Source organism: Streptomyces sp. NPDC006368 (assembly GCF_040612535.1).
Classification (GTDB): Bacteria; Actinomycetota; Actinomycetes; order Streptomycetales; family Streptomycetaceae; genus Streptomyces.
The window spans coordinates 66,448-78,407 of sequence record NZ_JBEXQK010000029.1; the positions used below are offsets into that span (position 1 = coordinate 66,448).

Sequence of the window (11,960 nt, forward strand, 5' to 3'; positions counted from 1 at the left end):
CTGGCACGAGCTTAAGCGCATCCACTGACAACGCAGTCGACGGAGTAGATCGCGAATTCGTATGTATTTTCGATACTGGATAGTAGGTGCCCCTGTGGCATCCCTCTATGGTCGCCACACACCTACCCACTTGGGACTAAATGGACCTATCGGGTTGGTTCGCTAAATGCGTCGCGCCGCAAAATACGGCCGAAACAACGTCTTGCTCAGAGGTGACACCGCCACCGCAGCAGGCCGTGCACAGGAACGACGCTCGCGCGACCGCTGGGGAACGACCTCCGCCTGACCTGCGAGTGCATGCCCGAGGCGCGCACCCTGGTGCGCCCGGATGTAGCCGACTCATGCCGCCCTGGTCTGCATATGCTGCCGGCAGTGCACTCAATCCCAGACAGACTCTCCAAGGCCGGGAGCCGTGCCGATGTCAGTGGCCTGGGCTGTACTGTCTGGGCGTTCGCCTCGCTGTCCGTCCACGGCGTGGTATCGGCGCAAACCGCCACATCACCGAAACAGAAAGAAGACCGTGAACGTCCCCGCCCCTGCCGGTATCGCGACCCTCGTCGCCTACGTCGCCACCATCCCTGCCGCCAACCTTGCCGTCACCCACTTCGGAGCCGTCCCCGTCGGCTTCGGCTACGCCGCCCCTGCCGGGGTCTACATGGTGGGTCTCGCCTTGGTACTTCGGGACCTCGCCCGTGAGTCCGCCGGCCGTGGTGCTGTTCTCGCGGCCATAGCCGTCGGCACCATCCTGTCGTACTTCCTTGCTGACCCGGCGCTGGCTGGCGCCTCAGCTGCCGCCTTCGCGGTGGCCGAGACAATGGACTTCGTCGTCTACGAACCTCTCCGGAAGCGCGGCCTGCTGATCGCGATGCTCGCCTCGAACGCCGTCGGCCTGCTCGCGGACAGCCTCCTCTTCCTCAAGTTGGCCTTCGGTTCCTTCGAGTACCTGCCCGGCCAGATTCTCGGCAAGGCGTGGATGACCTTCGCTGCAATCGCCGTGCTGGCCCTCCTTCGACGCCGCAAGCAGGCGAGCGCAAGCGCCTGATCACCCTCAGCACCGTTGGCGACGTCATCGGGGTGCTGGTGTGGGCACCGCGTGCACTGACCTGTGCATGCGCAGTACCAGCACAACTCCCCGTGAATACATGGCCATTGACGCCAGGGCATGAGTCGCAGGGTCAACTTGCCTCGCTCCTGGCGTCTCCGATACGGTCGCGTCATCAATGAGGGCCCCACCATGCCTAGGTCTGGTGGGGCCCTTTTGTGTCCTCTCGAACCCGGGGGGACCGAGTGTCGCGTGCCACCGTCTTCTTCAGGTTTGGCGGCCAGGGAGACGGCGGCCGTGCTCATGCGAAGGGACAACTGGTGAGTACACACCATGGCACAGGCTCCAGCCAGCAGCCACCCGGGCATGGCCCCGCGGATGACGCCTGGGGCCCGGAGGCTCCATCGTCGACGTCCGCCCATGTACGGCGCGCCAACGTACAACTGCTGATCGGCGGCCGCACCGTCTTCGCGGTGTACATCTCGCCCGCGATTGTGGCAGGTACAGCAGTTGCGTCCCTGGTACTCGGGGCGGCGAGTTGGGGCCACTGGCCTTGGCCGTAGAACCGTGAGACATGCCGCGGGGGCACCTGCCCCCGCGGCCTTCGGGCGGTCTGAGGCACAGGCGAAGTGCTGCAGTGTCTCGCCGGCGTGGCCCCGGTCCGCGCGCTATCTGTAGCGGCGGGTCGGCACGAGCCTAGCCACTGCCAGAGTTTCGCTCGCTTCGTCTTCGTCCTCCGGCGCAGGCACCTGCCGTACAACTTCGATATGCCGCTCGATCCCTCGCAAGTTCTCCTGGAGGTCCATGGTCACTACCCCGTCGACGGTGACCTTCAGTGGGTCCGCGAGGAGCTTCGCTCGCCGTTCGCCCAGGACCTCGAGTGCGACCGCGCGCACCGATCGCAGCCGGAAGTACCGGCGCTCCAGGTCAGCCGGATCGGTGTCCGGCCCGAGCTGGGCCAGCAGCCAGGATCTCTGGACCTCGTCCACGCGCTACTCCCTGCTCCGCGCGGTGCGGCCCGCCGCCGGGCTGTTCCCAGCGGCGGGCCGCCTCCGGATGGTCACGATGACGAGGAGGCCGAACGGCCCGCGCCCCGCCTCGCGGGGGACTTCCGCGCCGCGCCCGCGCCAGCCGTCTCCTCCTGGCCGTCCTCCTTGCTCCCGGACGGCTCCGTCTTCTCCACCGCGACAACCTCGTCCGGCTCGTCTCGGTCGTCCGGCGGTTCCTCCCACGCGTCCGGGTTGGTGATCAGCACGGCCACCTCCGGGTCCGGGCAGTCGCCCGGCAACAGGATCAGCTCCTCCCGCGTGGTCGGGTCCTGTACATAGACCGCGGCCTTCAGCCGCCCGCGGCCCGCCATCACAGGACCTTCGCCACGATGTGCGCGTCCGGGGTGTGCATGACCGGCATCCCGACCGCGGCGCCCTTGGTCCAGATCTGCACGGGGTCATCCTGGACACCTCGGGTGATGATCAGGCCGGGGGCGTCCTCCCGGATGATCTCCGGGTTCGACCCGCGCGACAGCACCAGGGCCTCCGCGGTCACCCCATACATGGTCTGCGCCCACTTCTCCCGCTCCGGCGGCACCAGAATCCACAGGTCCTCGGGCAGCACCTTGCGGGGCTTCCCGTCCACCCGCACCTGAGCCTTGTAGAACTGGATCGGCGGCAGGCTGTAGTTGCCGCGCACCACGTTGATCTGCTGTGGGGTGAGCGTGGCCGTCGGTGTGGTCGACGGGTTCACGCTGCCGTAGTAGGCCGCCCTGTAGGCGTTGTTCGCCGCCAGGTAGCTGAACGCCTTCCGGGAGGTGATCACCAGCTCCGGCTCCGGCGCGCCGATGTCGTCCAGGTGCTGGATCCACCGCAGCTCGTCAGCGATCGGGTCGGAGGCCGGGTCCGACCACGGGATGCGGGCAACCGGCATGTTCTCGGCGGGGACGTTCCAGTCCACCTCCAGCGTCAGGCCGTTCTCCTGTTCCAGCGTGAACCGGCCGTCTACGAGAACGTCGCCGGCGGCCAGCTCCAGCCGGGACCGGATGGCTTCGACATGGCGTTCCACGTCGTCGTACAGCAGCTCGATCAGCCGGTCCTGATCCGAACCGTGCGACGCCTCCAGCAGGATCTGCTCCTGCTCGGAGACGACGAGCTTCTGGCCCAGCGCGGGCAGCGCACCCTCGCGGGAAGTTTGCCACGCCTCACGGGTCGCGAACGGCACCGAGGCGTTGAACGCCCGGTACTTGGCGACGTTGACGTACCGGCCGGAGTCCTTCGTACGCCACTTCACCTCCCGCATCTCCACGGTCGGGAAGATCGTCTGGGTGAGAAGGAAGTCCTTCGGGGACGGGATCGCCCTGGCGAACGCCGTCAGGTCCATGACCGAGACGTCCTTGAGCAAGTCCTGAATCGTCACAGCTCAGCCCCCCCGCTCACACGAAGCGGATCTGCGCGGCACGCGGGTGCCACACAAGCTGGGACACGTCGATGCCGCCCGGCACCTTCGACGCCTTCACCGCGCCGTGCCACAGCAGCGCGGCCGGAACACGGGTCTGGCCCGGCGCGAACGGGGCCTCGGCGATCACGAAGCCCCGCAGGATCTGGCGGCCGCAGTGCGCCTCCGGGTCGTACGGGCCGTACAGGCCGGACTCCGCGACCCTGCCGACCGGCACACCGGACAGCACCCGGCCATAGGGGTCACAGCCGTCGCCGCACACGTAGTGCGTGCCCTCGCAGAACAGGTTCAGGTCGAGGGTGATGGTGTCGACGGAGTCGGTGCCGTGCAGGGACGCCAGCCACTCGCGGTTGGCGGTGGTGTACTCGGACTTCGAGACGGGCTGGATGGTCATGTGCGTGTCTCCATGGACGCTGCGGTCAGATTCCGCACACCGCCCTCGGAGGCGATGCCGTCCACGAAGTTCAGGGGGCGTGGTCCCCCGAGGTCTGGGCCCGGTCTATCGGGCTGCGGAGTCGCTGAACTCCGGGATCAGGCCACGGCGCTTGGCTATCTCCAACCCGGCCGAACCGGGCCTGGACACCGCGGCCGTACGGATCGGGCCGCGACCGGCCGGTGCGCCCGCAGGGGCGGCCGCCACAAGCGCGCGGACCCCGCCGAACAACTCAGGGCGACGTGCCCGCAGGGCCTCGGCCGCCGACTGGATCTGCGCCTCGTCCGCGTCCTCCTCATCCACGGCCAGCAGACGCTCCGCGTCCACCAAGTCGTCACCCTCCGCACCGAGCGCCACCAGCGCGGCCCGGCGAAGCGCCGCCCTCTCCCGCTCGGCGGCCAGCTCCTCCCGGCGTGCAGCCTGCAACTCCCGCTCGGCAGCCGCCTGTTCCCGACGCTCCACCTCCGACAGCGCGGCCTGCTCTGCCTCGCGCTGCGCGGTCACGAACTCGGTAAGTGCCTTCGGGGAGTCGAACCCGCGCGTGGACAACAGCCGTTTGATCGCGGCCCGTTCGCCCTGTGCCTTCTCGCGGGTGAGCATCTTGCCCAACCGGTCCTGGGTGACCGTGACCTGCTGCTCCTGGCCGCCGCTGTCCGTGGCGTCGTCGAGCTGGTCGTTCGTCTCGTCCTCCGAGGAGGCACCAAGAATCGGGTAGATCGGCCGCCCGTCACAGCGATGGCCGACAGGACGGCGAGGCGGCAGGGGCCGGACCATACATTTCCTCCAGAGCGCGCCCCCGCGCTGACAGCCAGTGTAGCCACCTGCACCGACACGGCCACGAGCCCTCTCCGACTGCCCCCAGGATGGCGTCGAACAAGGAAGGCACCACCCCGAGGCCGCGTCACCGGCCCGCCTCCACCGGCTCCCGCTCGCCCACCTTCCCCACCGGCTTCCTCACCCCGGCCGACCCCGACCCGTCGTCCTCCTCCTGGTCACCGTCATCCTCGTCGCGCTCGCGCCGAGCAGCGGCCTCCGCCATCCGCACCGCGGCCTCCTGCTCCGCCTTAGCCCGGATCCGCTCCACCTCCTGCGAGGCGTCCTTGATCGGGTACCCGGCCTCCAGCAGCATCGCCACCGCCGTCTCCAGCGACAGCACCCCCGCCCCGTACGCCTTGACGACCTCCTCCAGCACCGCGCCCCGGTCCGTCGGCGTGTGCGGCGCCCACGCCAGCCGCGCTGGCAGCGTCTCCCCAGCAGCCCAGCCCTCCGCACGCCCGGCCTGGTACAGCCGCTGCACCATCTTGAAGAGCAGCCGGTACTTATGTTCACGGGCGAGCCGCATCATGCCGATCAGAGCATCCAGCGGCCCCAGAGCCAGCTTCAGCGCGTACCCCGACGGCACCTCCGTGGCCTCCAGCGTCCCGAGCCCGGCCGCCGTCACCCGCGAGTTGGCCGCGACCCGCTCCAGCAGGTGATCCACGCGCGCCCGCAGTTCGGCCAGCTGCGGCGACGTGTCCAGGGCATCCATCCGCCCGGTTTCGCCGAGTTGCCACACCGCACCGGCCTTCACCTGAAGCTCCTGTGGCTTGCCCGTTGCCCGGTCCACCGGCAGCCGCGCACCCGCGAGGCCGATGATCGGCGTGCCCGTTGTCGCGGAGGCCGCGGAGCTGTCCGAGTCCGTGGCCGCGAGCTCATCGAGCGCCTGCAGAACCCGAGCCAGAATCGAGCGCCCCCACTGCTCCCCGCCGTCCGGGATCGTGTTCGCGATGTGCACCACCGGCACAAAGTCGATCATCAGATCCAGCCGGTTCAGCTCCGTGCCGTCCGATCTCACCCGGAAACGTGCCTTGTCCATCGGCAGCCGGTCTAGCGTCTCACCGTTCTTCAGGTCCTCCAGCAGCCACTCCGCGTCCGTGAGATAGCACGTCATGTTGGACGTCCGCCCCGGCTCCCACGGGTACTGCCGTCCACCAGCCGCAGCGCCGACGTCGCCGTCGGGCTCGTCCTCGAAGATCGGACCCAGCTCGTACGTCACCCGGCGCACCCTGGCCTTCAACCCTGCGTCGTCGTCCGCCGGCAGCTCCCACGCCAGATGCACGCGGCTCGGGAAGTCCTTATCCTCATCGCCCCACTGCGGGAAGAAGAACCCCGGATCGTAGACCCGCAGCGTCGGCCGCTGCTTCTGCGGGTTCCACGCCAGCACCATCACGCTGTCCCCGAGCAGCACCGCCGCCCGCTCCGCCTGCTGCACCCGGAACGTCAGCAGCTCCTTGTCCGCCCACTTCCGCAACCGGTCCTGCACCGCGGCGGCCTCCGCCGCACCGGGCGTCGGCGTCTCCTCATCGGCGTGCTCCGCGCCCTCGACCGCGACCTTCTGTTCTGAACCGAGGAGGTAGCCGAGCGCGGTGTCTACGAGGTTCGCCGCGTCGCCCAGCTCCCGTCGCTCCAGCGCGCTCTCGTCGCCACTGGCCGCCGCGAGCTGTCCGGCCTGGTTGCTGTCGTACGCCGCCAACACCTTGTATGCGGCCAGCCGCCGTAGCTCCTGCGGCGGGACCCACGTCTTGGCCAGCTCCGGAAACGCGCGGCTGCCGGGACGCCCGGCATCGGCCATCACAGGCTTGTAGTTCAGCCACGACCACGCATCGATCACGAGTTGGCGCAGGCCCACAATCTCCTCCGGACGTCGGCCCCGCGCCGTTGATCAGCCTATAGTCCAGCGAACCCTACGACCCAGCTACATGAGACTGGCCGCCCAGGTGGCATGTCGCTTTGCCGCCACCTTGCGTAGGCGTTCGGTAAGCGCGGCCCGCTCCGCGCCGTGCGTCTTGTTGCGGTGGCAGTTCGGGCACAGGGCGATCATCGCCGCCGGGTGATCCCGACCGCCGTCAGCGTGGTCATCGATGTGGTCGACCTCCAGCAGCGGCTCCCCGGCCTGCGTCCGGTACGGGAGGTCCGGCAGCAAGCACTCTGGGTTCTCGCACCTTCCCCCACTTCGGATGACCACCGCCCGACGTGCTGCGGGATTCCGGACACGTCGGTCTCCCGCCACGGCCCGCCGCTCCTGATCCCGCCCGGACTCCTCCCATTCCGCCGCCCTCATACACAACGCCCGGTACGCGGCTTCCGGGGTGGGGCGAGCACGCAACCGTCGGGGTGCGTACGGTTCGGGAACCAGACGGAAGCTGTCCGGTGCGGCCTGATCACCTGTCGCCTCATCCAGCCCAGCCCATGCGGCCTTCAGCTGTGCTTCGACCGCCTCCTGTTCGGCACGGTCCTTGACCACGAGCGTCAGCCTCTGGCCCTGCCTGGCCATCTCGATCGCCACCGCCACAGCAGTCGCGGTCTTCCCCGTCCCGGTGGGCAGACTCATCACGCTCTTCATGCCCACCCCGAACCGGCCGAGCACGCCCTCACGGCGAAATCTCATCTTGCGGGCGTCCACGACCGACGCCACGGCCGGAACCCCAACGGTCCGGCCGCTCTCCAGCCATTCCGGCATCTCCCGAGCTTCCCCCGCCATCCCCGACTCCCTGCCTGTCCATCGCCGATCAACTCGCAACGCTGCCACAGCCCGCTGACAACGGCCTTGGCTCAACTACCGCCGGCCAGCGAGCCGCTGGTCATCCCCACCACGCGGAGGCGGCATCGTCGGATCCAGGAACAGGTCCCACAACGCCCACACCGCCGAGTCCAGCAGGTCGGGCGAGTCCTCCGTCTCGCCCTGGCCGACAAACGTCGTCATCTGCTCCTCCAGCTCCGCGAACCGCCGGGCCGGACCGACATGCGACACTCTGGCCTGCTCGTACAGCTGCGCCGCCGGCGCCGCCCGCGCCCGCTTCCCGCGGGTTGCATGAACGATCCGCCAGTTCACCGTCGGGTCCACCTGCTCCAGCAGCGCGGGCAGGTAGTCGCCGCCGTTGTTCGCCTCAATGACCACACAGTCCGCACGGTGCTCGTGGTACAGCTCGGCTGCCCTCTTCATCGCCTGCGTCGGCGTGTGCCGGTCCTGCTCGCAGTGCAGCAGGTACCCGCGGGGCCGGTCGTCCCCGAACATCGTCTCCACTGGGAACCCGCGCCCCGCCACGGTGAACGCGGTCATGTCCGCGTTCTCGTGCGACTTCGTGGCCGGATCGACGGAGACCACCACGCGCTGGAGGTCCGGCAGATGCTCGGGGCGGGGCCGGAAGCCCTCGACCTCCAGCATCCAGCCCTTCCACAGCGCGCCCTCCACGTCCTCGAGTAGCTCGCCGGACAGCTCCTGCCGCCCCAGCCGGGTGCCGGCGTACTCCTCCTCCAGCTCCTCTCGGGCCGCCGCCGACAGGTTCGCGTCGTTCTCCCGCATGTGCCCGAGGGTCAGCACCACCCGCGGCGGCGCCCCGCCCTCCAGGTGCGCCTTCTGCTGGGCACGGCCACGCTCGACCAGCCGTTTGACGTGCGGGAGCGGCTTCGGCGTCGTGGAGATGACGACCTGCGGGGTGTCCGCCTCACGCAGGCAGAACCACAGCATGTCGTAGACCTCTTGCGCGGTATGCCGCGACCAGGCCGCGTACTCGTCGCACCACGCCTTGTCGAACGCCCAGCCGCGCAGGTTGTCCGGCGTCTCCGCGCCGAACCCCCGGATCAGCGTGCCGTTCGTCAACCGGAGCGTCGTCTCACCCAGGCTGGAGTTGTACTTCGCCACCTCCTCCGGCGGGAACACCGACAACAGCCCCGACTTCGGGGACTCGAAGCAGATATCCCGCACCAGTGTGGCGTTCTTCGCCACCACCGCGATCTGAAGACCTGGTGTCTGCGCCCATTCCCTCACCGTCTCCGCCGCCGTCCGCGACTTGCCCCAGCCACGGCCGGTGAGCAGCATCCACACCGTCCACAGCCACAGCGGCTGACGCTGCGCCGCACGGGCATGGTGATGCAGCCAGCCCGCGTGTGGCAGACCGTCGCAGTTCGGGACCGCGCACGCCCACCGCCGCGCCGACAGCTCATCAGCCCGTACCAGTGCCGCGACCTCGGCCTTCAACTGCTCGTCGCTCATCACCGACGGGTCCGCGAAACCCTCGATCACGCGGCGCTTCGCCCGGCCCCGGCTCACTGCGCGCCCTCCGACAACCGGCGCTCCAGCTCCCGGCGCAGCTGATCCATCCGCGCCCGGCGTTCCTCGTCCGACAGAGAGGCCACGTCCACGCCCTGGTCCCGGTCCTCGACCGCTCCGGCCGCCGGTGCCTCACCCACGGCCCGCCTCTCGATCTCCGCCGCGACCTGGATGTAGCGCAGCAGCTCCGACGGCGACAGCTCCCGCGGGTCGAGCGTCTGGAGCCGCGCGACGGCCTTGCTCTGCACAGCCTGTGCCAACTTCGCGTGCCTGCGGGCGATGTCCCGTCGCGCCTGCGCCTGCTCCGCGAGGAACAGCCGATCCTGCTCCCGGTCGTAGGCCGCCGCCCTCATGACCCATGCGAACTGCCGCGACCACCGGCCCAACAGCGACCGAGACTTATCCAACTCCTGTGCCGCCTTCGTGACACTCCGCGCTGGGCCGAGGTCGCGGTACACGGCGAACGCCTCGAACGCCTGGACCGACTCCCCGCTCTGCCGCTCCCAGGACTCCACGGTGCCCTCGGCCACCGCTCACCTCCTGGCTGACGGCCGACTAGTTGCTCTGTGCGGCCAGGACTTCCAGCGCCCGCCACGGCTCGTCGGCCGGCACAGTGCCGTCCTGCACCATCCGGTCGATGGCCGCCCGCACGATGGCCGCCGTCTCCACTGGGAGGTCGCGCACGCCGAACACCGTCTCCAGCGGCGCCGTCCCCGCCCGGGTCGCATCTCCGGCCGCCGCGTCGAACCAGCCCTCGGCCAGCTCGCCCAGGTGCCGCTCGAACACTGTGAGGATCACGCCGAGCGCGGTCGCGCTGTTACCGATCTTGTACGCGGCTCGGGAGGTCTCCAGCGCATCGAGCACCGGCTCGTACTGCTCCAGTCCGGCCACCCATCGCTGGTCCGCCGTCGCCGTGGAGCGGGCCGCGTCGAACGCGGCCTCCGCCCGCTCCAGCTCGGCGGGCAGGAACATGAACTGCACGCTGGCAAAGTCTAGGTTCGCCTCGCCCAGGGAGGCGACGTCCACCTTCTCCAGCAGGTCAAGGGCCTTGTCGTCCAGGCCCGTGTACTGCCGCCACTCCACCGACTCCAGCTCGTCGTACAACTCCTTGAGGATCGCCGGATCGTCCTGGCCTGCGATGGCATTGTGCGAGAGCTGGAGAGCGATCTGCCGCTGGCGGGGCAGCGGCTCGTCTATCTGCATCCACCAGATCTGCGACAGGCCGGCCTCGATCGCTGCGAGCGTGCGGTGGTTGCCGGACAGGACGACCAGCCGCCCCGTGTCGCGGTCGTTCCACACCAGCGGCGTCGAGGTCAAGCAGCCGTCACGCTCGATGTTCGCCACGAGCTGCCGGAACTGCTCGTGCGGCAGGAACCGCGCGTTGACGTCGAGCAGCGTCAGCGTGCGCGGGTCACCCTGCACCATCTGCGGCGGGGCGAGCCGAGTGGACTCGGTCTCCAAGATCAGACTCCCGTCTTCGTCGTCGGGGCGCCCCACCGCTTCGCCCACATCTCAAGGGCGTCGGCCAGCGTGTGCTGGCCCATCGCCCCCTGGTACTGGAGCTGGAACTTCCAGCCGTCCTCGTTTGACGGGCTGCGTTTGTGCAGCCGCAGCAGCCCGCGGTACTTCATCGACACCGGGTTGTTGCTGAATGCGGTCGTCGCCACCCGCCGGATCCGCCGCGAGAACGCCCGCTGGCACAGCAACTGCGCCTCGCTGGACATGGCTGTGAGCACGATCAGCTTCGACAGCCGCGGGTAGTCGGTCGGCGCGACAGCAAAGTCCGAGAGCACGTATGCCTCGTCCGGCGTGAACGTGCTTGGGGCCATCGCGAACACGCCGAGCAGCCGCCCGCGGCCGTCCTTCACCGCGACGGCCAGGTTCGCCGCGCCTGGAGCGATGCGCGGGTTGAGGTACCGGGAGCGCAGCGCGTTGAACTGGCCGGGCTTCAGCAACGACAGGCGCAGCGGGCCGACCAGTTCGTCGCCCTCCCGCAGGCGGGGGATCTTCACCGGCTCGATCGGCTGGCGCGGGGCGACGATCCTCGTCGGGGCTTTGCTGGCGTACACGTAGAAGGGAGCGGCGCGCGGCGTGGCCTTGATCACGCCGCGCAGGTACGGGTACAGGTCGGGAACGTCGTGGTTGGAGGCGGTCAGCCAGTACGGCCGGTCCGTGATCGCGCCGAGCACGCTGACCACGTCGTCGTCGGACAGCGGCTCGTACTCGGGTGCTTCCCAGGTGAAGTGTGCCTCCAGCGGCTCGTACAGCTTCTCGTAGCCGCCGCCGTAAAAGGGAGGGAAGGAGCACACTGGAGCGTCGCGGGGGACTTTCTGGAGCCAGGGCCGCACGTCTTCCACCTCGTACGAGGCCAGCTCGACGTCGGAGCCGGACAACCGCTCGACGGTCTCCGCGTGCTTGGCCTTCCATTGCTCCCGGTAGGAGCGGACGACCCGCTCGTGCCACAGCCCCTCGCGGCCGACGCTGGCAAGGAACCGGGTGCCGAGCATGAGCGTGGCGACGGTGCCGACGCCATCATCCAAGGAGTCCGCGAGCCAGCCGAGTTCGTCTCGGCTCTCCTCGCGGAGCTGGATGCCGACCGGCTGGCGGGTGAGCCACCGGCCGACGGCGCTGGTGTAGATGGAGACGTCGGAGGAGTGGAGGGCGAAGCCCATGCCGGCCACGCTGCGCTCGATGGTGAAGTTCCCGCAGCACGGGACGTACACCGGGCCGCGCGGCCACTGGCTGGCGGTCTCGCGCACGATGGAGCGCATGGGGCCCGGGATGGTGCCCTGGAACATCTTCGCCTCCCGACGAACGACAGCGCCCGGCCCCGGCGGGGTGCCGGGGCCGGGGGCTGCGCTGGAACCTTAAACAAGGAGCAGGCAGCCCGTGAAATAATTTAAACAATGTTTGGGGCGCGGTTCGGAGGCTCAGATCAAGGTGGCCTG

The 11,960-nt window shown here is 69.3% G+C and carries 12 protein-coding genes; 1 reads left to right on the top strand and 11 read right to left on the bottom strand.

Going from position 1 to position 11,960, the window contains the following annotated elements:
- Nucleotides 1–520: 520 nt before the first annotated feature.
- Nucleotides 521–1,042, top strand: a complete 522-nt coding sequence (locus ABZZ38_RS21085; RefSeq protein WP_356742053.1) for a VUT family protein — start codon at nt 521–523, stop codon at nt 1,040–1,042.
- Between the two features lie 668 nt (nt 1,043–1,710).
- Here the strand turns inward: ABZZ38_RS21085 and ABZZ38_RS21090 are convergent.
- The 11 genes from ABZZ38_RS21090 to ABZZ38_RS21140 form a co-directional block, all read right to left on the bottom strand.
- Nucleotides 1,711–2,031: a hypothetical protein gene (locus ABZZ38_RS21090; RefSeq protein ID WP_356742055.1), complete on the bottom strand. Its 321-nt coding sequence runs from the start codon at nt 2,029–2,031 to the stop codon at nt 1,711–1,713.
- A gap of 71 nt (nt 2,032–2,102) precedes the next feature.
- Nucleotides 2,103–2,402: a hypothetical protein gene (locus tag ABZZ38_RS21095; protein ID WP_356742057.1), complete on the bottom strand. Its 300-nt coding sequence runs from the start codon at nt 2,400–2,402 to the stop codon at nt 2,103–2,105.
- Nucleotides 2,402–3,451, bottom strand: coding sequence for a major capsid protein (locus ABZZ38_RS21100; protein WP_356742059.1), 1,050 nt, complete (start codon nt 3,449–3,451; stop codon nt 2,402–2,404). Before ABZZ38_RS21100 ends, ABZZ38_RS21095 begins: the two co-directional genes overlap by 1 nt.
- A 16-nt stretch (nt 3,452–3,467) precedes the next feature.
- Nucleotides 3,468–3,884: a head decoration protein gene (locus tag ABZZ38_RS21105; RefSeq protein WP_306501640.1), complete on the bottom strand. Its 417-nt coding sequence runs from the start codon at nt 3,882–3,884 to the stop codon at nt 3,468–3,470.
- A gap of 105 nt (nt 3,885–3,989) precedes the next feature.
- Complete coding sequence (locus tag ABZZ38_RS21110) at nt 3,990–4,697, bottom strand: hypothetical protein (protein ID WP_356742062.1); 708 nt, start codon at nt 4,695–4,697, stop codon at nt 3,990–3,992.
- A gap of 127 nt (nt 4,698–4,824) precedes the next feature.
- Nucleotides 4,825–6,534 (bottom strand): hypothetical protein, encoded by a 1,710-nt coding sequence (locus ABZZ38_RS21115; RefSeq protein WP_356742066.1) that lies wholly within the window; start codon nt 6,532–6,534, stop codon nt 4,825–4,827.
- A gap of 123 nt (nt 6,535–6,657) precedes the next feature.
- The gene (locus ABZZ38_RS21120) at nt 6,658–7,422 is read right to left on the bottom strand and encodes an HNH endonuclease (protein ID WP_356742071.1); all 765 of its coding nucleotides are present in this window, start codon (nt 7,420–7,422) and stop codon (nt 6,658–6,660) included.
- A 96-nt stretch (nt 7,423–7,518) separates the two neighbouring features.
- Nucleotides 7,519–8,985, bottom strand: coding sequence for a terminase family protein (locus tag ABZZ38_RS21125; RefSeq protein ID WP_356742075.1), 1,467 nt, complete (start codon nt 8,983–8,985; stop codon nt 7,519–7,521).
- 23 nt (nt 8,986–9,008) lie between these two features.
- A complete protein-coding gene (locus ABZZ38_RS21130) occupies nt 9,009–9,542 on the bottom strand; it encodes a hypothetical protein (RefSeq protein WP_356742079.1) in 534 nt (177 codons plus the stop codon).
- Nucleotides 9,543–9,567: 25 nt separating this feature from the next.
- Nucleotides 9,568–10,473, bottom strand: a complete 906-nt coding sequence (locus tag ABZZ38_RS21135) for a ParB N-terminal domain-containing protein (protein WP_356742082.1) — start codon at nt 10,471–10,473, stop codon at nt 9,568–9,570.
- 2 nt (nt 10,474–10,475) lie between these two features.
- Nucleotides 10,476–11,810 carry a hypothetical protein gene (locus ABZZ38_RS21140; protein WP_356742085.1) on the bottom strand — a complete coding sequence of 445 codons (1,335 nt, stop codon included), beginning with the start codon at nt 11,808–11,810 and terminating at the stop codon, nt 10,476–10,478.
- Nucleotides 11,811–11,960: the final 150 nt, after the last annotated feature.

Excerpts from the sequence above, each read along its gene's own strand:
- ABZZ38_RS21110 (WP_356742062.1), bottom strand. The coding sequence starts at position 4,697 with ATGGTCCGGCCCCTGCCGCCTCGCCGTCCTGTCGGCCATCGCTGTGAC.
- ABZZ38_RS21095 (WP_356742057.1), bottom strand. The coding sequence starts at position 2,402 with ATGGCGGGCCGCGGGCGGCTGAAGGCCGCGGTCTATGTACAGGACCCG.
- ABZZ38_RS21120 (WP_356742071.1), bottom strand. The coding sequence starts at position 7,422 with ATGCCGGAATGGCTGGAGAGCGGCCGGACCGTTGGGGTTCCGGCCGTG.
- ABZZ38_RS21140 (WP_356742085.1), bottom strand. The coding sequence starts at position 11,810 with ATGTTCCAGGGCACCATCCCGGGCCCCATGCGCTCCATCGTGCGCGAG.
- ABZZ38_RS21115 (WP_356742066.1), bottom strand. The coding sequence starts at position 6,534 with ATGGCCGATGCCGGGCGTCCCGGCAGCCGCGCGTTTCCGGAGCTGGCC.
- ABZZ38_RS21105 (WP_306501640.1), bottom strand. The coding sequence starts at position 3,884 with ATGACCATCCAGCCCGTCTCGAAGTCCGAGTACACCACCGCCAACCGC.